This is a genomic window from Trichocoleus sp. FACHB-40 (assembly GCF_014695915.1).
GTDB classification, from domain to species: domain Bacteria; phylum Cyanobacteriota; class Cyanobacteriia; order Cyanobacteriales; family FACHB-T130; genus Funiculus; species Funiculus sociatus.
This window is the reverse complement of the sequence record NZ_JACJPF010000105.1, coordinates 1-22,638: the sequence shown is the minus strand read 5'-3', so window position 1 is coordinate 22,638 and position 22,638 is coordinate 1. Positions and strand designations below refer to the sequence as shown.

Genomic DNA, 22,638 nt, shown 5'->3' with positions numbered 1-22,638 from the left:
AAATGGGGATTCTTCATTTTTAATTTTTCACCAACGATGCTAGTCCCGCAGCGGCTACTTCCGCCAAAATACTTACCATGCGGAACAAGGCAACGACACTAATAAGAATAGCGGGAGAAAACTGTTGCCTCAAGAGTGCCAAAGCAGTTGCTTCAAATACCCCAATCCCCCCAGGAGCGCCCGGTACAACTAAGCCCAAAAGCCACGCCAAACTAAAAGCACTTAACAGCATTGGTATCTGACTGGAATTGGTAGCCACAAGCGCCTGCATAACAAACAAAAAGCCAGTACCGCGCAATAATAAAAAGCCAATTTCTCCCAACAATGGTAACAGCGGATAGCGTTCTAGCCGAAAAGAAGTTTCTTTTTGTTGAATTGGGGACTCTTGATTGGGGGCTGGGAATCCTATTTCCTCTGCTTGTGGACTTGTGGGTTGCTCTACTTTTCTTTTTCCCTTCAACTTGCTCGCTAACTGCATCAGTGGGTTCAAAATCCGAGGATGAACCCCAAGCAAAACGACAGCCAAACTGAGAACTTGCAAGCCCCAATTTTGGGCTTGACTACCTATCAAGGCAATTAGTAAAGCCGCCGCAACCATCAGCAGAGGTTCTAGTACCACGCTGAGAGTTGCTGCACCTAAAGAGCCACCATGCGATGTCACCGCCACGATGCGCCCGTAGTAATGCCAGACATTTCCTGGTAAATATTTAGCAAGGTTGGTTTTCAGATAAACCTGGATTACCCATCGGGGTTGAACAGGTTGGCGGAAGGATTGCAGAATCCAACTCCACACCCATCCAGACCAAGTGTGAGCAAGTAAGGTAATTAAAAACGCGATCGCTAAACAAGCCCATCCGTTACCAGTAATGTGAATTGCTGCAACCTCTCGCCAGTTGTCTTTCAGAGCTTTCGCTAAAAAAAACAGCGTCGCGCCGAGAATTACCCAGCGCAAGTATGGCTTTAGAGTTGACCAAATTTTTTTCATGGGCTTCTAAATTGAGTGGTCAGTTGCAGCAGATACCTGATCCTAGGGTAAGAGCGTAACGGGTGGGGATTGGTAGCGAGAATGTGATTTTGGAAACAGGTAGCGATCGCAAAGTCATCGTTACACTTTGCCAGCATTGGCGAACTATAGACCTTATTTGCGCTCTAGCTAATGGTCTAATTTCTCCAGATCCTCACAAATAGGCATTGGCAACTATACTTCCAATAGAGCGATAAATCAGCCAAGTTCTATACTAAGAGAGCGATTTAGCTTTCTTAGGCGCGCTGCTGACAACTAGATACGCACTTTTGGCTAATTCTTGTGAATCTCTCTAGAGTTAGATACGATTGGCTTGCAGTCGCTGCCAGAATGTGACCTTCGCTAGATGAGCGATCGCGCTGCTATTTGTATTAATTACAACAGTTGGTAAAAATTGTTGGGGGCGGTGTGTGAAACACTTAACTACTTTCTTTAAAAAACTACGCTTTGGTCAAATATTGACCATCTTTTTCGCAGGTGTGTTGCTCATGGTAAGCACAGCTTGCAATAACGGTGACAATTTAGGTGCGCGTCCAAGTAATCCTCCGGTGCAAATGGGAGGTAACAATAACCCGCACTCAAATGGTGGAGATGGCTACACAAACTACAAAATGTCTACCGATCCATCTGTAAAAAATCAAACAGCCAAGCCAAATCGCGCTGAGATTAACACATTCAATCAACTAATTGCCACCAATAAAGATTCTGAAATACTTTACCCAGGTGCAGAGACACCAGCGGGTAGAATAGCCAAAGAGAACGAACTACCAATAAAAACCGCCAAAGATTTCGTGCAGCCTGAACCCGGTGGGCTAAATCAGCGTAATCCAGACTTGGGTGAACGAGTGGGAAATCGTCTGGAGAAAGTTGGGGAAACGTTCAAAGAAGCTACCGAATTTGTCACAGAAAAGGCGGATGAGGCTGGTGCAAGACCAGAAGCCCAAAGCAACCCCGCTTTGCACAAGTAACCTCAGGATTTTAGATTTTGAAAAAGCAATCATTTCAAAATCTAAAATAAATTCTGTTGCTAACAACTATTAACTCTACAAAAAAAGGAGCTTTTCTATGGACAGAATAATTGCACGAATTAAAAGCATCAATCTGGGCAAAATCATTACCGTCTTCTTGTCGGTAATCATCATGTTTGTTAGCACCGCTTGCAACGGTGGAGCGCAAGCAACAACCCCAGCTCGAGGCAAAACCGCAGATCAAATAAGACATGAAGTTCCTTCAGGTGCTGTAACGTCTGAATACAAAGGCGGGATGAACGACTATAGCGATGTAGATCCCAGAGCCGACTTCTCAGAGGCACAAACAAAAGCCAAAGGTCTGATAGACAAAACTGAGCGCAACGTCATTGACCAAACTGAAGATGTAGGAACAAACACCAAGCGGATACTTGATAAGAAGGGTGAAAACGCCAGAGATTTCAGTAAGAATGTGAACGAAAATGCCGAAGATGCTGGCGACAAAGCTCAAAAATCAGCTCGTGATTTCTCTAAGGGAACACAGCGGGGTATTGAGAATATCAAGGACAATGCTCAGGATGCAGTCTCTGGCGCGAATAAGTCCGCAGCGCGCGCAGCTGATGACGTTAAGCAAAATGCCTCAGAAGTGAATCAAAAAGCAATGCGGGCAGCTGACAACGTTAAGGACAATAGCAAAGACGCAGGCAAAAACGTACTTGACAGTGCCAAGGAAGCAGCTGATAAAGCTTCTAGTTATGTTCAGAACAAAACAAATGAAGCTGTTAACGGTGCCAAACGGGCGATTGATTAGCAGCCTCTGAAGTTAAACCAAAACTCAATAAGCTATTAATAGGGTGGCCATCGTCCACCCTATTTGTTATTTTGGGCTACTGTCACCAGCCCCTAGCGGCTCGGTGCTGACTATACCAAGCATCCAGCGCTAGTTGATGCACCTCGCGCCAGGGTAGGTTGGTAGCCCTTGCCAAAGCCGCGCAATCTTCATATTCTGGCTGTACGTTAGCGATCGCTCTTTCTCCATCACTACCACTCCAAGCAACCTTGACGCGGATTAAGCCAATATCTGTTTCAAGCTGCTGAATTTCCCGTTGCAAGATGGAACGTTGCTGCATCAGCCGCCGGATGCCCAGTGTAGTCGTTTCGCGGAACAAAACGGCTTCGCAAGCAGCTAAATGCTCTGGATGGCAGATAACCGTCAGCAACACACCAGGGCGGGACTTTTTCATACCAATTGATTGAGTGAAAACATCCACTGCACCAGCCTCAAAAAGTGCCTCAAACACATAGCCGATAGCTTGGGGATTCAAATCATCAATTTGCGTTTCCAGCACCGAAATCATTTCTAATTGAGGGGATTGAGGAATAGAGATTGGGGTAGAGAGATCCCCAGCCTGTAGCGCGGGCGTCTCGCCTGTGAATTCCCCAATCCAGAGACGCAGGATATTGGGAATCGGTAACTGGCGAGAACCAGCACCATTACCAACACGCAGAATAGTCATTGGTGGCGGAGAACCAAAACTGGTTGCAAGAGTAACTGCGATCGCGGCCCCAGTCGGTGTCACCATTTCCCGGTCAATACCATTACTGTAAACTGGCACCTGGCGGGATTCCCACAACTTCAGCACCGCTGGTACTGGCACTGGCATCACACCATGAGATGCCCTGACCGTACCGCCACCAGTGGGAAGTGCCGAACAATATAGTTCGTCAATCCCTAACCAATCCAAACCCAAGCAAGTACCCACAATATCTACAATGGCATCAGTAGCCCCAACCTCGTGAAATAAAACCTCTTCCGGAGCAATACCGTGAACCGCCCCTTCTGCCTCTGCCAGCCGTCGAAACACCGCCAGACTCGATGCTTGCACCCGTAAAGGCAACCCGGCGGCGTTAATTAACTGCACAATTTCTGGCAAGCGCCGCGTCGGGGAATGAGCATCTTCGTGGTGGTGATGGTGATGAGCATTGTCCTCGTGACGGTGATGGTGATGTTCTTGGTGCTGACTTCCATTGCCATTATCCAGAACACTCAAATCTACGTGAACTTTGGTGGCTTGCTGGGCGTTACGATGGACTTTTTCGGCTCGTAACTGGTACTCGTGGGACATCCCCAAACCATCAAGCTTTTCTATCAGGTAATCCAAGGGAACCCCCGCATCTACGAGCGCCCCCAAACACATATCACCAGCAATTCCCGTCGGACATTCTAGATAAGCTAGCTTGTTCATAGAGTAATGAAGAGTCAGGGGCTTTAACCAAATTATCTGTTAAAGGGGTTTTGAGGTTTAAATAAACTGAAAATTTGCACCATTTTCAACAATCTGGAGGCTCCCGCCTCCCATCGTCTCGTTCTTAGCCTCTGACTAGGGACGAGAATTATAACTGGTAACTAAATATAAGCTAAGTGCGAGAGAGCTAATTTTTCATGGCGACCATCTACACCATCCATCCTGATACACCCCAAACACGTCGAATAGAACAAATAGTAAAGGCAATGCGAGATGGTGCTGTAATTCTTTATCCCACAGATACTGTCTACGCGATTGGCTGTGACATTAACGTTAAGTCAGCTGTGGAGCGGGTGAGGCGGATTAAGCAGCTATCGAATGATAAGCCCCTGACGTTCCTGTGTCCGTCTCTGTCTAACATTGCCCAATATGCCATAGTCACCGATGCCGCCTACCGCATTATGAGGAATCTAATCCCAGGCCCCTACACATTTGTGCTACCTGCCACCAAGTTAGTACCCCGACTGGTAATGAACCCTAAACGCAAAACTACAGGCATTCGGGTTCCCGATCATATAGTGTGCCAGTCGCTGTTGCAGGCATTGGGCAATCCCATTATTTCCACATCAGCACATTTATCAGACGAAAATGGGGATACCCCGATAGTGGGTTTGGAGAAGGCGGAACTGTTTGACCAATTGGACAATTTGGTAGACGTAATTGTGGATGATGATTCTCAAGTAAGCTTCGAGGTTTCCACAATTTTAGATTTGACCGAACAGGAACCTGTAATCGTCCGGAAGGGTCTGGGATGGGAGGCTGCTACGGCTTGGGCGACATCGGTCAGTTAATTTGATTAGATAAAGGCGATCGCTAATTTATCCAAAATCGTCATTCAAAATCCCACTGTGGACGATAAATCATAAACTACAACCGAAAAAAGGGGAACTTCGGACTAAAAACTACCACCAACCCAGTTTGTGAATTGTCTACTAAACACTGACTATATATGCCCCACAGTAACGGTCATGCACCGATGTTCTCCGGGGCTTGTAGTTTAGGCACAGCAAGGGTTTTAGGTTTTTTGGAGCGGCTTTTTATCCCTGGAGAGCATCAAGAGTCTCCTTAGTTAGATAAACGTAGTAACACACAAGCTGCCCGGTGTCTAACGGCAAGCCTCTACAGTCTAAATATAGAGAGCTGAAACGGTCAATCGCAGGCACTGCCTGATATTACTCAAAATTGCACCGTTTAAGAGCGCCTCTAGTTGACTTTAATTACTACCACCGCCAGGGGCTTTCACCATGACTACTATAAATTCTCTCAGCCAAACTTCTGACAATACGTTTAATTCGGCTGAGCAATTGTTAGGATTCGATTCGCAAACTTTAACAGAGCTTTTAGTAGAGGAACTGCGGTCTGAAATCAAAGTGATGTCTAGGCACGTTCAGGCAGTTGCGAGCAGGATTGCACTGGAGGTGGAACGGATTTGCCACAAGAGTTCCCGCATTCAAACTTCAGGCGAAATCAGTTCCTGGCAGCTAAACTTAGCGCGTCATCGGTTGCAAAAGTGTCTGTCGTACTACCGACTAGGTTCTAAGCGCGGTCGCGTGGAACTGCACAGCAATCTCAGTGCTATGGTTTATCGCTATGTGGTAGCGCCTCAATCTCAGTTAGGTTTTCAAGCTCGCTACAACCTGATTGAGGACTTCTTGCAAGAGTTTTATGTAGAGTCTATCAAAGCTTTCCGGCGGGAAAATCAGCTTGGGGCAGACTATACGCCGCGCACTCAGTTGGAATTGGCGGAGTATATGGCGTTCAGCGAACAGTATGCCAAGCGGCGGATTAATTTGCCGAATCGCACCAGCCAGCAGCTGGTTGTGTTGCGGGCGCAGAGTTTTGCTCGTCGCTTGCCCTCTGAGACGACAATGGATATTGAACAGGCGGTGGAGTTTCCCAAGGGTGAGGATGCTCAAACGCAAAGTCGGTCAGCGGCAATGCAACAAGTGCGATCGCAATTAGTTGCTGATACAGTTGACCCAGCAGAAGCTGTTTTGCGCGATCGCGTCATCATTGAGCTGATAGAATACCTAGAATCTCAAGGTCAACAAGACTGCGTAAATTACCTTACCTTAAAACTGCAAGACCTTTCCGCTCCTGAAATTGACGAGTTTCTGGGTCTAACCTCACGCCAGCGTGACTACCTGCAACAGCGCTTCAAGTACCACGTTGAGAAATTCGCTCGTCAGCACAACTGGCAACTGGTGCATCAATGGTTGGGTGCCGACCTTGACCAAAAGCTGGGAATGTCCTCTACTCAGTGGGAAGAGTTTTATAATCAGCTTTCCCCGGAACAGCAGCAGTTGTTGCAGCTAAAACAGGCTCAAATGGACAATCAAGAGATTGCGCGATCGCTCAAATGCACCCCTAAGCAGCTGCAAAAGCGCTGGACTCAAGTCCTAGAAATGGCTTGGAAAGTCCGCAACCAAGGAGACTTATGACTCATGAGTTATGAGTGCTGAGTTTAGAATAAATTCTCTCTATTCAAAATTCAGCACTCAACACTCAGCTCAGCCTCAAGTGTATAACAGAAAAATTTTCTAAATTCCTAACTTATAATTCATATCTCCTAACTTTTTTCAACCTATCCTGGTTTAGTTTTGCTAGGGTATTGTTAACAATTATCAATGAAAGCGCACGACTCATTTGAGGTTATGGCGATTAATCTTGTTCATTCTGCTTCACCCCATCCCCCAGCGCAAAATACAACAGCACTTCGGGAGGTCTTTGAGACAATTCAGGCTGATAGCTGTCCCACTTCCTATAACTTCCATATGCACACCATCTGCTCTGATGGTAGGCTGAAGCCAGAAGAGTTGATAGAGCAGGCAGTCGTCCTCGATCTCAAAGGTCTTGCTATAACCGATCATCACTCTGTTCGTGGTTACAAAGCGGCTCAATGCTGGCTAGATAAGGTATTTGATCACTCTAAAGTGGACGCTCCGCACCTGTGGACTGGTGCGGAAATTACTTCTAAGCTGCTGGAAATAGAAGTCCACATCCTCTGCTATGCCTTTGACCCAGAACATCCGGCAATGCAGCTGTATTTACAAGGCAAGGCACCCAGAGGAAGTGATGCTGAAGCTGCTAATGTAATTACTGCGGTTCATCAAGCTGGTGGCTTGGCGGTTTTGGCGCACCCATCCCGCTATCGCCTTCGGGCCACTGAACTCGTAAGAGCGGCTGCTGAGATAGGTATTGATGGCATGGAAACCTACTACGCTTACAATAACCCTAGCCCCTGGAAACCCAGCCCCAACGAAACCACGGAGGCAATACAATTGGCTACTACCTATCGTTTGCTAAACACTTGCGGCACTGATACCCACGGTTTGAGCTTGCTTCAACGTTTGTAGGAAAGCTGGGGGCTGGGGAAAAGACGATTATCAATTAAAACTAAATATCAAGAAACCCGTTTTTGATAGGGAAAACGGGTTTTTTAAGCAATTCTCTCTGTTAGTGATATTTAATCCAAGAAGATAGCTAATCGCCTTTTTTAAGGCGGGGGATCAAGAGTTAACCAAAAAGTATTGTTTAAATTGCGATCGCATTACGCTTAATTGATTAAATCAGCTTTTAGCTAATCAATAAATTATTGCCTCTTCCCAAAGTAAGATATTTTTTATGGTTTATAAAATAAATGCCGCTCACTAAGGAGCGGCACAAATAGCCCGAATCAGGAATAATGAAAAATTATTATTAAAAATTGCTACTTTGCATCAGCATCAGAACGGTGACGCTAACGCTCATCATCACCAAAAGGATAGCCAGAGAAACTGATTGACCCAAGTGGTTAGAAGATTGTGAAACTTTCATTTTTTTCTCTTTTAAATTACGAATCTGTTTAATAAAGATATCAGTAACCTTAAGGGCTCAATGAGAAAAGGACAAGTTTCTTCAATTAACGCAAGGTTTCTTAATAAGAAGGATAGCGATCGCTCAGTTTTCCAGATGCCGAAGGACTAGAAGCTCCCACACACTAACAAAGCCAGCCTGCGCGGGCTAATTTCTCGTTATCCGACCGGAAGCCTGGATAACGAAGAAAAGGACAATTCATTACCTAGTTAAGCCGTGTTCCAGGGCATACCGTACCAACTCAGTACGGCTATTTGTTCCAGTTTTGCTGAACAAGCGGCTGACGTACTTCTCGACGTTGCGGACGCTGGTTTCCAGACGACGGGCAATTTCTTTATTCATCAATCCTTCCGCCACCAAATCTAAAACACTCTGTTCTCTAGGAGTCAAGTCGATGCGGATGGGTGGGGGCGTTTGCACAATGCGATTGGTATCTTCTAACATTCCCCTGATGGCGGCAATCTGAAGCTTGATATCTTCAATATCGTTGCCACCGCCTGCTGTGTTTGCGCCTGTTGTGCGACGTTCCAGCAAATTTTTGACAATTGCCTCTAATTCTTCCGGGTCAAAAGGTTTGGGAAGATAGGCATCGCACCCAGCTTGATAACCTAGTATGCGATCGCTTGTCATACCTCTGGCGGTCAAAAACACGACTGGAAGACTCTTAAACCGAGGATCTTCCCGCAACTGCTTGAGGAACTGATAACCATCCACCTTGGGCATCATCACGTCCGAAATCACTAAGTCCGGTACGTTCTTCTGCAACATCTGCCATGCGTCAGTAGCGTTACTGGCAACCTGAACCTTAAAACCACTATCTTGCAGATACTCTTTGACTGCTTCGCGCAATCCAGGTTCGTCGTCTACCAGTAATAATTGTGCTGACATTGTTGTTTCCTTGCCGCTACGTTTTCTTTACAGTTTTGCTGGCATTAGTGTTTTTTTGCCGCTATTTTTTCAATGTAGCGAACTTTTTTCACAGCTATTTGATCGGACTTCTAGACTATACAAATTACACCATTAATGATAATACTTATTTTTATATTTATTTTATAAAAAAATTCTCGTTCTCCAGGCATCACCCCAAAGAACGAGTTTTGTGATGTCTAGCCCCTAGTCCTTAGCCCTTAATGCAGCACCAGACCTAACAAAGCTAAGACACCGTTAATCAGGTAGAACACCCCTACAATGTGCGTTTCACTCCAGCCACTCAGTTCTAGATGGTTGTGGAACGGAGACATTTTAAACAAGCGCTTGCCGATCCCATCTGGGCCTTTGGTGGCTTTGTAGTAGCTAACTTGGGCAATTACCGAAATTGCTTCCACAAAGAAAATCCCGCTGAGTATGAATAGCGCCCAGAGGTTATTACTCAGAAGCCCAACTGCTGAGAGTGCGCCTCCCAATGCCAGGGAACCTGTATCGCCCATGAAAACGCTGGCTTTGTTGCGGTTGTGAACCAAAAAGCCTAGACAACTGCCACTCATACAGGCGCAGAAAATCATCAGACTAGGCGAGGTTAGGGCAACTATAGCACCAAGTCCAACTAGAGCGATCGCGCACGTTCCCGCCGCTAGTCCATCCAAACCATCCGTGAGGTTTGTAGCATTACTCTCCGCCACCACAACAAAAACCGCTAAAGGCCAGAACAACAGCCCCAGAGGTAAAGCTAAATTGAAAGGCAACGAGATAGTTGTAATTCCCGCAGGTTGACTTATAGCCAGCCACGTACAAAAAAGCACGCCCACCCCAATCTGCAAACCCAGTTTCATCCGGGGCGAGATGCCTTTATTCGAGCGGAGCCTGATTACTTGCCAATCGTCAACCCAGCCAATTGTTCCATATGCTAAAGTTACAATTGATACTGCCATTACAGGCGCAAGCTCTTGCACCCCTACAGTTAAGCAAGACCAAATCAAAGCCACAAATACACCCACAGGCACAAAAAACAAGCCCCCCATCGTTGGGGTGCCTGCTTTTTTCAGATGAGTTTGGGGGCCATCTTCACGAATAAATTGACCAGTTTTCAATGCTTGCAGGAGGGGTACTGCCCAGTACCCTAATCCCGCCGTTACTACAGCACACAGGCACAGGGGCAAAGTCATAGAAATGCCCAGCGCTGCCAGATAACCTGCTTGCCAATCGAAAATCAGTGTTCCCACACTCAGCCCAACCGCCAGCAATGCTAGTAGGCTCGTTCCTGAGAACTTTAACGAACGATCGGAAAATAATTTAGCGTCCACAGATTTTTAGTTCACTTCTCACACCAAAATTCAGAAGCCTAAATTCAGAATCCAGAAGTTTTTCTTGCCTCCTGAAGCCTGAATTCTTATGTGCTGACTATTAATCTTCGACCTCGACGACATCATCATCATCGTCTAGGTCATCGTAAGCACCATCATCGACCGTCATCAGGTCGGCGATTTCTTCATCGTCATCCATAAATGTGTCTTCTACGACTTCACGCGCCAACAGCCGCCCTGTTGATTCCAGCCAGTCGAGAATTGAAGGTTCTTGTTGTAGCGGAATGATACCAGCCAGTTGATGACGCGGTTCTTCGCGCAGAGACGGATTGTAAAACTTAGGGTCGGACATAAGAGGATAAGAGCCAGGGTCGCTAACTAGACATATTGAGTTTACCATTCGGAGAATGGCGATCGCTGCTAGATCATCCCTTTTGTGTCAAGGTGAGCGTTACTAAACTTATCAAAAATGAAGACGAGGGTGTCAGTTTGGTTGGAAAAACAAGGGCTAAGCTGATGGTAGTGTCACGCAACGCAAGTGTAAGGTCATAATGAGGAAAGCAGCACTGCTGGAAGCGATCGCTTTTCAAAATCGCGGACTGCTGGCGACAGAAACCGACAAAGCAGCCATTCTCGCCGCCGTTGCCCAATTGGAAGACATAAATCCCACACCCCGTCCGGTTGAGGCGGCTGACTTACTAGACGGCAATTGGCGGCTGCTTTATACCACCAGTCGCAGTTTATTAAACATTGACCAGGTTCCATTGCTTAAACTTGGTCAAATCTATCAATGTATTAGGGCAAAAGAAGCCAAAATTTACAACATTGCTGAAGTTTACGGCTTACCCTATCTCGAAGGCATAGTCAGCGTTACCGCCCGGTTTGAACCGCTTTCTGAACGCCGCGTATTAGTAAAATTTGAGCGTTCCATCTCCGGTTTACAGCGCTTAATCGGCTACAACTCACCCTCTGATTTTATCCAGCAAATTGAAAGCGGGAAAAATTTTCTCGCCTTAGACTTTGGTATCGAAAGCCGCGATCAAAAAGGTTGGTTGGATATCACTTATCTCGACAACGATTTGCGGATAGGCCGAGGAAATGAAGGTAGTGTTTTTGTACTAACAAAAGTCATTAATTAGTACAGGTGTCTCGCCTGTGTTCTTAGTCAATCAGAGGCGAGACTACAAAATGGCAAGGGACGACAAACAACAAATAAAAAATGCAATTAAATCAAGAAACCTTGTTAAGACTATCTCAAGGACAACTGAATTTATTAGAAACTTGTCCAAGAAGATTTCAACACATCTACTTAGACAAACTAAGTTCTCCCACCCATCCAGAACAACAAGAAAGATTGACTTGGGGTAGTCGGTTTCACTTGTTGATGCAGCAGCGAGAACTTGGGTTGCCAGTAGAATCCCTGGTGCAGGAAGACGCGCAACTACAACGCTGGGTGAATGCGTTGTTGAATGCAGCACCAGAACTTTTGAAAACAAACTCGACATTTCGTCAAAGCGAACATTGTCGGACACTGAATTTTCAGGGATATTTGCTAACTGTTATCTATGATTTATTAGTTGAAGATGTAGAAAATGCTCAGATTTTTGATTGGAAAACTCATCTTCAACCGAAAAAGCGACAATGGTTAGAAGGAGATTGGCAAACACGTCTTTATCTCTATGTTTTGACAGAAACAAGCGATTATTTGGTTGAACAAGTTTCTATGACTTACTGGTTTGTTCAGTCTCAACCTGAGCCAAAGAGCATTAAGATACAATACAACGCCAGAAAGCACGAGCAAACGGAAAAAGATTTAAAACACCTGTTGACGCAGCTAACAGAATGGCTGGAACGCTACCGGGATGGGGTTGACTTTCCGCAAGTTCCAGAATCTGCTAATCGTTGCGGTGACTGTAATTTTGCGGTGCGATGCGACCGGGACGCGATCGCATCGCAGCTTCGCGCTGACGAAGAAAATCCGATTAATAGAGATTTGCTGCTAAATATCGCTAATATTCAGGAAGTTTCTCTGTAAAGGACAAAGAATTTCAAAAGTTATGATGGACGAGAAAAATGATCAGGCATTTTCTAATCACTCTTCTGTATATGTCCGCAATCTAGAAATCGACGATCTGGCTCCCGTTTACCACTTGGGAGAATCTGTTTTTACTAGCGATTTGTACCCCTATTTATACAGAACTTGGGACGAATGGGAGGTGATTGGACTATACAACACCGATCCAGAATACTGTCTGGTTGCCGAAATTGATGAACAACTAGCAGGATTCATTTTGGGAACGGTTATTAGCAAAGCAACCTGGACTTATGGATATATTATTTGGCTAGGAGTTAGCCCGAATTTTCAGCGCCGGGGTGTAGGAGATAAGCTGGTTGACAAGCTGATAGAAAGGATGATTGAAGATGGAGTGCGGTTCATGCTGGTTGACACCGATCCTGCTAATACTCCAGCTGTAAAATTCTTTGGACGCAAAGGTTTTGGCAATACTCGACAGCACATTTTCTTGTCGATGAACTTGAGCAAGCACGAGTATTATGGGAGACTGATTTCCTACGAACGCGAAAAAGCTGAGAGGGCTGCATATAAGCGATCGCGTCGTCGTCCTTCAACGCAACCCCAGGGAATTGCCAGCGAAGCTGCAACTAAGGTAATGGTGACAGAAACCCCGCCGCCGACTGGGGAACATCCCGGTAGATTACCAGCTGAATAGAAAGCCGGACGACTAAAGTCGCGGCTTTCGCGTACAAAGTCCGCCTTGGCAGGTTTTGTTTGCGTAGCGCCACCCTTCAGGGTGAACGTACTAGCTGCTGAGGCGACTAAAGAAAATCGCAGCTAAGATAATCAAACCCAACAGGGCTAAGGGAACCCAGAAATTAATAGGCTCTATCATCTCAGTTAATTTTGTCCCGGTGATCGGGTATTTAAATTAATAATCTTTATAGAATACAGCTAGAATGTAAAGCGAAAATTATTTTAAAAGGCAACCATGACATCACAAGATACGGTGACATGGCTACAAGAACGCACCGCACTGGGCGTACTGTCCGCACCGATATTAAATGCGATCGCGCAAGTTCTGGAAGAGAAAATTGTACCAGCACAGACGAACCTGGTAGTAGAGGACACCCCCCCGGAAGGACTCTATATTTTAAGACAAGGGCAGCTAGAAGGCGATCGCAAAGAGCAAATCGGTTCAGCCTGGGGAATTAGTTTCCTCCCTGGAGCCGCCATACACCTACAGGAATTGCTATTAGACCAGCAGGCGCAGCGCACTGTCAAGACTTTGAGCGAATGCCAACTCTGGTTGCTTCCCGCCGCCCAATTTCAGGAATTAGTCGCTAAATATCCGGAAATTTCCCAGGCGTTCTCCCAACAAATGGCGCAAGAACTGGCGAAGCTATCTTCCCAGCTAAGCTACGAACAAGAACGTCAAATAGCCTTGCGTCCCTACCTAGTAGCTAGAGCCAAACGCGGTATTGTGGGGAAAAGTCGCTATGCTACCAGGCTCCGAGAACAAATTAAACAGGCAGATCGCGATCGCCGTCCAGCCCTAATTTTCGGAGAACCAGGGTTAGAAAAAGACAATACCGCCGCCCTGATTCACTTTAGTTGTCCAAACCGACGCGAACCTGTAATTAAAGTAGACTGTAGTACCCTACAAGCTAGCGGTGCAGAACTATTTGGGCGCGTCGGCGGTAAACCAGGGCTAATCGAATCACTAGGGACAGGCACCCTAATACTCAACAATATCCAAGAACTGCCCCCAGAACTCACGCCCAAACTAGCGCAACTTTTAGAAACCAACATCTACAACCCCGTTGAAAGTTCCCAGCAGCGTAGCGCAGACAAGATGCCTGCGGGACAGGAACACAAAAGTAGGAAAGAAAATTCCTCACTCAGCCCCAAAGCCGAAGCGCTCATTTGTCAAGCCCGCATCATTATGATTGCGGAAAAACACTTACCCACAATTGAGCGCCAAGTAGGTCATTTAATAAAAGTGCCGCCGCTACGAGTGCGAAAAGCTGACATCGAAGCTCAGGTAGAATACTACATTAGCCTCTTCTGTCGGGCAAAAGGCATTCCCAAACCCACAGTCACTCCAGAAGCTTTGCGCCGTTTACAGGCGTATGATTTCCCCGGCAACCTCAGAGAACTGCAAAGTCTCGTAGAACGAGCCATCGTCCAGTCTCCCGGCACTAAAGAGTTAACCGAAGAAGTTTTTTGGTCAGTTGAAAGTAAGAAAAAGCAATTTCGCGTTAATCTTTTAAATGCCTATCCCGCTTTGCGGCGGTTTCTCAGAAGTTCTTGGTGGCCGGATAGAATTAACTACGGCTTCACCTCCGGCTTTTTTGCCATCGTCGTTGGACTATTATTTTTTGGCCCGCAGAGTCGTTCGGAAAATGTGACTCTAAACTTATTCTGGGCGTGGTGGTGGCCTTTGATACTAATAGGTTTTCCCTTTGTCGGAAGGCTTTGGTGTGCTTTTTGTCCTTTTATGATTTACGGGGAAATTACCCAGAAGCTTTCCCTCTGGCTATTTCCGCGTCAGTTGAAACGTTGGCCCCGGCAGTCAGCCGAAAAGTGGGGCGGATGGTTTCTATTTGGGCTGTTTGTCCTAATTTATCTCTGGGAAGAACTTTGGAATTTAGAAGATACCGCTTATCTTTCTGCTTGTTTGCTGTTATTAATTACCGCCGGAGCGATGATTTTCTCAGCAATTTTTGAACGGCGGTTTTGGTGTCGGTATCTGTGTCCGATTGGCGGAATGAACGGGCTATTTGCTAAACTTTCAATGATAGAATTAAGGGCGCAGCAAGGCACTTGTTCAGCAGAATGCACTACCTATCAATGTTACAAAGGCGGCCCGCAAAAAGGAGAAGGTTTGGAAACTGGCGGCTGTCCGGTTTACTCTCATCCCGCCCAATTGGAAGATAACAAAGACTGCGTATTGTGCATGACGTGTCTTAAAGCTTGTCCGCACCGTTCAGTTGAACTAAATTTGCGTCCGCCGGGAATTGAGTTATGGACAAGTCATACACCCCACGCTTATGAAGTGGCATTGTTACTGTTGCTATTAGGAGGAGTTTATTTGCATCGATTGCCAGAGTTGCAATCAATTTTAGGGCTGAATTTAGATTTAACGCAATTTTGGCAACATTTCGGATTATCGATTTTCGCTTTGATTATTCCTGCTACTGTGCCTTTTTTAGCTTACGGTGGAATCTGGCTTTTTAAGGGTTCTCTCAAACCTCGCTCGTTTGTAGAGTTAGCTTATGGGTATTTGCCGCTAGTTTTGGGGGCAAATTTATCTCACTATTTGCAGCTAGGTTTGGGTGAAGCTGGACGCATTTTACCGCTAACTATGGCGACTTTTGGGCTAAGTGGTGAAGGGTTGCCCGTGTTGGTGGCTCATCCCGCTGTGATAGAGTTTTTGCAGGGAACGACGCTGATTTTCTCGCTGCTGTTAACGATGCTATTAACTCAGAAAATTGCCAGACAGCAGATGCGATCGCTTTTAGCCCAACATTTGAGCGCGATCGCGCTTTTCGTCTCCCTCTGGATGATTATCGTGCAATAAAATTTTACCTAAACCCCTTCGCCGCCTTAACAGATCGGATGAGTGCGATCGCGCTTTTTCTCTAGTCTTCTGTACTGAGGCAAAGTTGTTGTGAGGTTTGTTGGGCTATCTGTGGAAATTGAGGCAGTCATGGCACTAAAATTAATTAGGGTTGTAAAATAACTCTATTCAATTTAGCCATTTATCTCAGTAACAACTGATAGTTTAAGTCGCTAAAATATAAAATTGGTAATGGTCGATGAGGGTATTTTAAGAAAAATGTCACAGCAACAACTCGAATGGCAAGTACAGCCAAATATTCAACCACCAGAGGTGTTTATTGAAGAAGTTAAGCATTACGCATCTGGATTACCAGGACATTATGCTGCTCAATTGTTATGGCAACGGGGAATTAGAGATACAACTCAGTTAGCAGGTTATTTGAACCCAAATCTGTATCAACCTGCAAGTCCATTTGAATTTGGGCAGGAAATGCGGTGGGCAATAGAAAGATTACTGGAAGCCCGAAACTCTGGTGAAAAAGTTGCTATTTGGGGAGATTTTGATGCTGATGGTATTACATCTACTTCTATTTTATGGGATGGATTAGGAAAGTTTTTTGCTCAGTATCTACAACTAAATTATTATATTCCCAATCGGTTAACCGAGTCTCATGGACTTAATAATAATGGAATTAAAGCACTTGCCGAAAGTGGAACAAAGCTGATTGTTACTTGCGACACAGGTAGCACTAATATCAGTGAAATTGAGTATGCCCAAAAATTGGGTATTGATATTATTGTCACCGATCATCACACGCTACCTACAGAACGTCCAGATGTAAAAGCAATTATCAATCCCCGGTATTTACCACCAGAACATCCGATGTTTCATCTTTCTGGTGTTGCAGTTGCTTACAAGTTAGTGGAAGCACTTTATGAAACTTTGCCAGATGTTCCTCAACAACCTTTAGATGATTTGTTGGATTTAGTTGCAATTGGTTTAATTGCCGATTTAGTACAACTTAGCGGTGATTGTCGCTACCTAGCACAGCGAGGAATTGAACGCCTGCAACAGCAACTCAAAAAACGCAATCGTCCTGGTGTAGCGCGTCTGTTAGAATTATGTCAAAAAAGTGGCGATCGCCCAACTGACATTTCTTTCGGTCTTGGCCCTAGAATTAACGCTGTGAGTCGCATTCAAGGCGATGCTTCTTTCTGTGTAGAGTTGCTGACAAGCCGCGATGAAAAACGCACTCAGCAGTTAGCAACAGAGACAGAATTAGCTAATTGTCGCCGCAAAGCTTTGCAAAAAGATGTCGCTTTTGATGTTAACAAAAAGTTAGCCCAACTTGATTTATCCACAACTAGCGTAATTGTTCTTTGCGACCCCCAGTGGGCTGTAGGCGTTTTGGGCTTGGTAGCGGGACAAGTGGCGCAAGAAACTGGTCGTCCGACTGTTTTGTTGAGTACAGAAGGCGATTTGAGCGAAAATGCGATCGCACGCGGTTCTGCACGTTCTGTTAATCAAGTTGATCTCTACCAGTTAGTAAACGCACAAGCACACTTATTACATCGATTTGGCGGTCATCCCTTCGCTGCTGGATTGAGTCTCCCAGTCCAGAAAATTCCTCTATTTACAGAAGCAATTAATCAGCAATTACGCGCCACTGTTGGCACCCCAGACGGCACTCCTTTACCGCCAATTGTACAGGCAGATTTAGTTTGTACGGTGCGCGAATTAGGAAAAGATTTGTTTCGCGAATTAAAATTGCTGGAACCCTGCGGTATGGGCAACCCAGTTCCAAAATTGCTGATTCAAAATTGCTGGTTTGAGAGTATGTGGAATACCAATACTCAGGACTTCAAGGGTAGAAAAGTTCAATACATTAAAACTAAGTTTAAAATTTGCGATGATTCCTGCGAAACTGGTTTTGAGGGTATTTGGTGGGGACACTATAAAGAAGATTTACCTAAAGGTAGATGCGATGCAATTGTTGAACTCGATTTCAATAGTTATGAAAATCCTAGTAAAGGAATAAAACCCCATTATGAAGTGCGAATGATTGCGGTGCGTAGTCTTGCCCAAACACACTCGCTAGGCACTACTAGCCAACTAGACTGGATTTTAGATTGTCGTGAGGAATCCTTAATTTGTAGCACAGATGCCTCGCCTGTAAGTTTGCACTCGTCAGTCCTACCAGTTAGAGAGTGTCCCAGCAGTTGGGATGAGTTGCAAGTGTGGTTCAGACGCGCCCAACAGACAAATCGGAAACTGGCGATCGCATATCACCCCCCTGAACCAATTCCACCCGACCAAATTTGGCTACAACTTGTAGGGATTGCCAAATACCTCAGCCGTACAGGAGAAACAGCAAGCGATGACCAAATATCTCAGAAGCTAGGAATAAGCGATCGCACTCTCCAACTGGGACTTGATGCTCTATCTCATCTTGGTTTTTTTGTCAAACAACTAGACTGGAATTTTCAGATTAGTTTCCATCCAGAAGAATCTTCCCCCAGTCTTGCCAAGAATGCCATCGAGCAATTTATCGCAGCTGTCCAAGAAGAACAGTTTCGCCAAAAATACTTTTATCAAGTTCCCTTGTCCGCCATTCGAGCGATGGCTACTCAAAATGCAATCAGTTAAAAATAGTTGATTATTAGTTGGTAGGACAGCCCAGACCCCTGTCCGTGAATCCTCAATTGTTCATTACTACTAACCAATAATCACCAATATAAACCATCAACAGATTCAATTGATGCAAAATTCTCTCCAAACGCCCCACAGTGGATATCATTGGAACGGCAGCAGCCAGCGATTTTTTGAAGGTTGGTATTATCGCGTTACCTTACCAGATTGCGGTCATACCTTCGCTTTCATGTATTCAATTGACGATCCCATTGGCGGCAAACCGCAAAGTGGCGGTGCAGCACAAATTCTCGGCCCAGAGGATAGCTATCTTTGCCGCACCTTCCCAGATGTCAACAAGTTCTGGGCATCACGGGACGTTTTAGCCTTGGGACACTGGGGAAAAACCAATTTGTCCACCAAACCCGCCTACCTCCCCTTTGATCAATTTCAGCATTATGTCCAAGAAGGTTATCAAGCTACAGCAACCTTAAATCAGGGCTTTTTGCAAGATCCCGGTACGGGTGCATCCGCACGGTGGGAATATCAGATTCAGCCAGTGTACGGTTGGGGAAATCAAAATCAACCACAGCAATCAACAGCCGGATGGTTGTCTTCTTTCCCGATTTTTGAACCGGGATGGCAGATATTGATGGCTCACGGTTTAGCAACAGGCTGGATTGAGTGGAATGGCGATCGCTACGATTTTACCAACGCGCCAGCTTACAGCGAAAAAAACTGGGGACGCGCTTTTCCGCAAAAATGGTTTTGGGTGAATTGTAATAGCTTTGACAATGAACCTATCGCCTTAACTGCTGGTGGCGGTAGACGCGGGGTGTTGTGGTGGATGGAATCTGTAGCGATGATCGGTTTGCATTATCGCGGAAAATTCTACGAGTTTGTACCCTGGAACTCAAAGGTAAACTGGAATATACAGCCTTGGGGCAGTTGGCAGATGCAAGCGAGAAATGAGCATTTTGAAATTGAACTCACCGGAACTAGCGATCGCCCCGGAACTCCCCTGCGTGCGCCCACAGAAAACGGTTTAGTTTTCTGTTGTCGCGATACCATGAACGGTCAGCTTAGCCTGGAACTGCGAGAACTGTCCGCCAGCAAACCGAAAACCATCCTGAAAGCACACAGTTCTCTATGTGGATTAGAAACAGGAGGTACTTCTTGGGAACAAACCTGGCGGTCTGCTTAAAGATAGGTGAGTGATGGTTCGCTCAACTGCTATGATCGGCTTAGAGTTGGGGCTGTAGCTCAGATGGATAGAGCGAGCGCCTCCTAAGCGCTAGGTCGCCGGTTCGAGTCTGGCCAGTCCCGTTGTCCCGTTGTCTGCTAATCTCTAATAGTATTTCTCGCCCAGTAAAGTGCATCTACCCTTGACGCACTTGTTGGGATAGGGAAATTTCATATTGGGCGCACTTGCCCAAACTTTAAACTCGGCTTTTTCGATTGATGATTCTGAAAATTTCTCCCAGCGGACAACGAAAATTATTTTCCAAGACTTCTCAGTCTAAAGGTAAATCTTATCGGTTGCTGTTGCTAGTCCTACCTATAGTGCTTTGGTTTGGGTACAAGCAGGTTGAAAAAAGTTTCATTAAACCCCAAGCATTATTAGTTTTGGGTGGTTCCACTAAAGATTTGGAACGTGAGAAGTTTGCAGCTAAATTGGCTCGTGAAAACCCAGATTTACCAATCTGGGTTTCTTCAGGTAGCACCAACAAAACCTACGTCAAACGAGTTTTTGCCAAAGCTGGAGTTGATCCTAGTCGCCTACGCTTGGACTATAAGGCATTGGATACGGTCACGAACTTTACCACCCTGGTTGACGAAATGGAAGCTAAAGGGATCTCTAGCATCTATTTAATTACCTCTGACTACCATATGCGCCGCGCCAGGGTAATTGGAGAGATTGTTTTAGGCAGTCGGGGAATTGCGATTAAGCCTGTAGTAGTGGAAACAGGGAACCCATCTGAGCCGATTGAGAAATCAATCCGCGATGGAGCCAGAGCTATTCTCTGGGTGACTACCGGATATACAGGCGCTACCCTAAGTAAGTCGTATAGAACCCCTCCCTAATCCCAGCAATTCTCATTGAAATTATTAGTAATTGTAAATATGTAGTGAAAAATTTTTACACCACTAGAGAGGCATTAATAATGATGGCTAAAATACCCCCTATCTCCGATATAGTTTTCTAACTCTTTAGAAAAAGACAAAGTTCTCGTACCCTTACAAAAAAAAATCTTTGACGTATTGTGATGCCTTGTATTATTAAACCTTTCAATATGATTGGTTCGCCTACGGCAATATGCCGTTTGATAGGAATAAATTTTTCATAACCCGTTCAAGAATCTGTATAACAACACATTTACGATAAACTGATGCCAGAGATTCCACAATTATCTAGTCCCTTTTCTATTACGCTTACCTATATAAAGTCCCACAATTTATTTTTTTATCCAATGCGAACCAACGGGAGTTTAGACTAAGGGCGAGGTAGCTCAGCAGCGCTTACGTGGCTTCCTGATATAGAAGTGTTGGAAGGGCAGGCTGCAAATAATATAGACGGATTCCGTGAAACATGAGATAAGCACTACCAAATCTCAACAACCGTTATGAAACTTCTAGCCAAACTCAAAGCCTTTAGTCAAGCTGCCTACAAACACCTCTATAGACCGCTTTCAGTTCACCTTTGAACTAACCGATACTGGAAAGCTTACCCGCAACGCTTACAGCTTTGCAGATTTTTTCACTGTGTCCAGTGTTTTGACAAAGTGGTCACGTGTTTACGAGGCATTGTTAAGACACTAAATCCCAGCGTCAAAGATGGGTGCGATTGTATGTAGAGCAAATTTCTTCAGATAAGCAGGTTTTATTTAATTGCTGGAAACCATACCATCTGTCCTCGGCTCCCCCCAGTAACCCTTCAAGAGCGGACAATTGACTATTGCTGCACATCTGGAAAAAGGAAATGTTCCGATTGCTCGCATGGGAGGGCTACAGCACTATTGCTTGAATACCAGAGGCTGAAAGAAGCTGGGCTTTTTTAACAGGTGGCAATCGCTCGATATTGCTTGAGTTTGACAAAAAAGTTTTCAATCAAATGACGGGCTTTCTACAAGACTTTGTCATACTCCCGTGGCTGCTTGCGATTGCGCCTGGGCGCAATCACTGCCGTTTTTCCTTGAGCTTGAAGCGGCTCAATGACTCGCTCCGAAGCATCGTACCCCTTGTCCCCTAGTACTGTGTCAGCAACCACAGTAGGCAGTAGGTGGTCGGCTCCTTCCAAGTCACTGGCTTGTCCAGACGTGAGGTAAAAGCTCAAGGGTTTACCCAAGGCATCGACGACAGCATGAATTTTGGTGCTCAGCCTCCCTTTGCTGCGCCCCATCGCTTCTTGCTCAGGCTCCCCCCTTTGCTCCCGCACGGTGCTGGTGTGCCCGCACAATCGTGGAGTCCATTCCGGGCTATTCGTTGTCAGTATCCTCCGTTAAGTGATGAAATACCCGTTCCCATACCCTACTCTTTGCCCATCGACTGAAATGAGTATGAACGACACGGAAATCGTTAAAGCGTTCTGGTAAGTCTCGCCAAGGAATTCCTGGCCGGTAACGGTACAACACAGCTTCAATAAACAACGGATTATCTTTTACCGTCACGCCCACGTAACTGTCGCGTCCGGGAACTAAGTCTTTGATCCGTTCCCACTGGTCATCGCGCAGGGCATAACGTCGAGTCGTCATTGTGATTGTTGTTTGTTCATCTCCAGATTTATCAATTCTACTTTACCTAATTAATGACACGCCCTAGCCTTGGTAATGGGTACTTCCTCAACCAACTACCTAAATCCAAAAAGAAATTTTCCCAAACAGTTGACACATTGGGGAGAGAGTTGCTACATTAATAAAGCGGTCGAGAGAGACGAGCGAAAGCGAGACTCAAGCGAGCGAAGAGAACCTAGAAAAAATAATAGTTTGAAAGCCAGAGTAACACAATAACCTCGTCAAAGAAAATCGGATTAGGGGAGAA

18 protein-coding genes, 1 tRNA gene and 1 pseudogene are annotated in these 22,638 nt (G+C 45.5%); 14 read left to right on the top strand and 6 right to left on the bottom strand.

Features of this window, described 5'->3' with window-relative positions; translation table 11 throughout:
- Positions 1–19: 19 nt before the first annotated feature.
- Positions 20–985, bottom strand: coding sequence for a YbhN family protein (locus H6F63_RS25630; RefSeq protein ID WP_190640137.1), 966 nt, complete (start codon positions 983–985; stop codon positions 20–22).
- A gap of 62 nt (positions 986–1,047) precedes the next feature.
- On the opposite strand from H6F63_RS25630, the gene H6F63_RS25625 reads away from it, so the two are divergent.
- From H6F63_RS25625 to H6F63_RS25615, 3 genes are all read left to right on the top strand, one after another.
- Positions 1,048–1,188: a hypothetical protein gene (locus H6F63_RS25625; protein ID WP_190640136.1), complete on the top strand. Its 141-nt coding sequence runs from the start codon at positions 1,048–1,050 to the stop codon at positions 1,186–1,188.
- A gap of 246 nt (positions 1,189–1,434) precedes the next feature.
- The gene (locus H6F63_RS25620) at positions 1,435–1,992 is read left to right on the top strand and encodes a DUF6658 family protein (RefSeq protein WP_190640135.1); all 558 of its coding nucleotides are present in this window, start codon (positions 1,435–1,437) and stop codon (positions 1,990–1,992) included.
- A gap of 97 nt (positions 1,993–2,089) precedes the next feature.
- Positions 2,090–2,803, top strand: coding sequence for a DUF6658 family protein (locus H6F63_RS25615; RefSeq protein ID WP_190640134.1), 714 nt, complete (start codon positions 2,090–2,092; stop codon positions 2,801–2,803).
- An 82-nt stretch (positions 2,804–2,885) separates the two neighbouring features.
- Here the strand turns inward: H6F63_RS25615 and larC are convergent, their stop codons facing one another.
- Complete coding sequence (gene larC, locus H6F63_RS25610) at positions 2,886–4,238, bottom strand: nickel pincer cofactor biosynthesis protein LarC (protein WP_190640133.1); 1,353 nt, start codon at positions 4,236–4,238, stop codon at positions 2,886–2,888.
- Positions 4,239–4,435: 197 nt separating this feature from the next.
- On the opposite strand from larC, the gene H6F63_RS25605 reads away from it, so the two are divergent.
- From H6F63_RS25605 to H6F63_RS25595, 3 genes are all read left to right on the top strand, one after another.
- Positions 4,436–5,089: an L-threonylcarbamoyladenylate synthase gene (locus H6F63_RS25605; RefSeq protein ID WP_190452309.1), complete on the top strand. Its 654-nt coding sequence runs from the start codon at positions 4,436–4,438 to the stop codon at positions 5,087–5,089.
- 453 nt (positions 5,090–5,542) lie between these two features.
- Positions 5,543–6,739 (top strand): HetZ-related protein, encoded by a 1,197-nt coding sequence (locus H6F63_RS25600; protein ID WP_190640132.1) that lies wholly within the window; start codon positions 5,543–5,545, stop codon positions 6,737–6,739.
- A 213-nt stretch (positions 6,740–6,952) separates the two neighbouring features.
- Positions 6,953–7,654, top strand: coding sequence for a PHP domain-containing protein (locus H6F63_RS25595; RefSeq protein WP_190640131.1), 702 nt, complete (start codon positions 6,953–6,955; stop codon positions 7,652–7,654).
- A gap of 700 nt (positions 7,655–8,354) precedes the next feature.
- Here H6F63_RS25595 and H6F63_RS25590 read toward each other — a convergent pair.
- The 3 genes from H6F63_RS25590 to H6F63_RS25580 form a co-directional block, all read right to left on the bottom strand.
- On the bottom strand, positions 8,355–9,041 hold the full coding sequence (locus H6F63_RS25590) for a response regulator transcription factor (RefSeq protein ID WP_190423761.1): 687 nt from the start codon (positions 9,039–9,041) through the stop codon (positions 8,355–8,357).
- Between the two features lie 239 nt (positions 9,042–9,280).
- The gene (mraY, locus tag H6F63_RS25585) at positions 9,281–10,393 is read right to left on the bottom strand and encodes a phospho-N-acetylmuramoyl-pentapeptide-transferase (protein ID WP_190640130.1); all 1,113 of its coding nucleotides are present in this window, start codon (positions 10,391–10,393) and stop codon (positions 9,281–9,283) included.
- Between the two features lie 100 nt (positions 10,394–10,493).
- A complete protein-coding gene (locus H6F63_RS25580; protein ID WP_190423764.1) occupies positions 10,494–10,745 on the bottom strand; it encodes a DUF3134 domain-containing protein in 252 nt (83 codons plus the stop codon).
- 196 nt (positions 10,746–10,941) lie between these two features.
- On the opposite strand from H6F63_RS25580, the gene H6F63_RS25575 reads away from it, so the two are divergent.
- The 8 genes from H6F63_RS25575 to H6F63_RS25540 all read left to right on the top strand — a co-directional run bounded on the left by H6F63_RS25575 (position 10,942) and on the right by H6F63_RS25540 (position 20,685).
- Complete coding sequence (locus H6F63_RS25575; RefSeq protein ID WP_190640150.1) at positions 10,942–11,532, top strand: PAP/fibrillin family protein; 591 nt, start codon at positions 10,942–10,944, stop codon at positions 11,530–11,532.
- An 80-nt stretch (positions 11,533–11,612) separates the two neighbouring features.
- Positions 11,613–12,428, top strand: coding sequence for a PD-(D/E)XK nuclease family protein (locus H6F63_RS25570; protein ID WP_190640129.1), 816 nt, complete (start codon positions 11,613–11,615; stop codon positions 12,426–12,428).
- 22 nt (positions 12,429–12,450) lie between these two features.
- A complete protein-coding gene (locus tag H6F63_RS25565; RefSeq protein WP_199298279.1) occupies positions 12,451–13,122 on the top strand; it encodes a GNAT family N-acetyltransferase in 672 nt (223 codons plus the stop codon).
- Between the two features lie 276 nt (positions 13,123–13,398).
- The gene (locus tag H6F63_RS25560; RefSeq protein ID WP_190640128.1) at positions 13,399–15,990 is read left to right on the top strand and encodes a sigma 54-interacting transcriptional regulator; all 2,592 of its coding nucleotides are present in this window, start codon (positions 13,399–13,401) and stop codon (positions 15,988–15,990) included.
- A gap of 258 nt (positions 15,991–16,248) precedes the next feature.
- On the top strand, positions 16,249–18,618 hold the full coding sequence (gene recJ, locus H6F63_RS25555) for a single-stranded-DNA-specific exonuclease RecJ (protein ID WP_190640127.1): 2,370 nt from the start codon (positions 16,249–16,251) through the stop codon (positions 18,616–18,618).
- A gap of 112 nt (positions 18,619–18,730) precedes the next feature.
- Positions 18,731–19,804: a tocopherol cyclase family protein gene (locus tag H6F63_RS25550; protein WP_190640126.1), complete on the top strand. Its 1,074-nt coding sequence runs from the start codon at positions 18,731–18,733 to the stop codon at positions 19,802–19,804.
- Between the two features lie 48 nt (positions 19,805–19,852).
- Positions 19,853–19,926, top strand: a tRNA-Arg gene (locus tag H6F63_RS25545).
- Positions 19,927–20,061: 135 nt separating this feature from the next.
- A complete protein-coding gene (locus H6F63_RS25540; protein WP_190640125.1) occupies positions 20,062–20,685 on the top strand; it encodes a YdcF family protein in 624 nt (207 codons plus the stop codon).
- A 976-nt stretch (positions 20,686–21,661) separates the two neighbouring features.
- On the opposite strand, the pseudogene H6F63_RS31195 reads toward H6F63_RS25540, so the two are convergent.
- Positions 21,662–22,352 (bottom strand): annotated as a pseudogene (locus H6F63_RS31195) (IS5 family transposase); the annotation flags it as partial.
- Positions 22,353–22,638 lie beyond the last annotated feature (286 nt).

Coding starts and splice junctions, on each gene's coding strand:
- H6F63_RS25630 (WP_190640137.1), bottom strand. CDS start 985: ATGAAAAAAATTTGGTCAACTCTAAAGCCATACTTGCGCTGGGTAATT.
- H6F63_RS25615 (WP_190640134.1), top strand. CDS start 2,090: ATGGACAGAATAATTGCACGAATTAAAAGCATCAATCTGGGCAAAATC.
- larC (WP_190640133.1), bottom strand. CDS start 4,238: ATGAACAAGCTAGCTTATCTAGAATGTCCGACGGGAATTGCTGGTGAT.
- H6F63_RS25605 (WP_190452309.1), top strand. CDS start 4,436: ATGGCGACCATCTACACCATCCATCCTGATACACCCCAAACACGTCGA.
- H6F63_RS25600 (WP_190640132.1), top strand. CDS start 5,543: ATGACTACTATAAATTCTCTCAGCCAAACTTCTGACAATACGTTTAAT.
- H6F63_RS25595 (WP_190640131.1), top strand. CDS start 6,953: ATGGCGATTAATCTTGTTCATTCTGCTTCACCCCATCCCCCAGCGCAA.
- H6F63_RS25590 (WP_190423761.1), bottom strand. CDS start 9,041: ATGTCAGCACAATTATTACTGGTAGACGACGAACCTGGATTGCGCGAA.
- H6F63_RS25580 (WP_190423764.1), bottom strand. CDS start 10,745: ATGTCCGACCCTAAGTTTTACAATCCGTCTCTGCGCGAAGAACCGCGT.
- H6F63_RS25570 (WP_190640129.1), top strand. CDS start 11,613: ATGCAATTAAATCAAGAAACCTTGTTAAGACTATCTCAAGGACAACTG.
- H6F63_RS25565 (WP_199298279.1), top strand. CDS start 12,451: ATGATGGACGAGAAAAATGATCAGGCATTTTCTAATCACTCTTCTGTA.
- H6F63_RS25560 (WP_190640128.1), top strand. CDS start 13,399: ATGACATCACAAGATACGGTGACATGGCTACAAGAACGCACCGCACTG.
- recJ (WP_190640127.1), top strand. CDS start 16,249: ATGTCACAGCAACAACTCGAATGGCAAGTACAGCCAAATATTCAACCA.
- H6F63_RS25550 (WP_190640126.1), top strand. CDS start 18,731: ATGCAAAATTCTCTCCAAACGCCCCACAGTGGATATCATTGGAACGGC.
- H6F63_RS25540 (WP_190640125.1), top strand. CDS start 20,062: ATGATTCTGAAAATTTCTCCCAGCGGACAACGAAAATTATTTTCCAAG.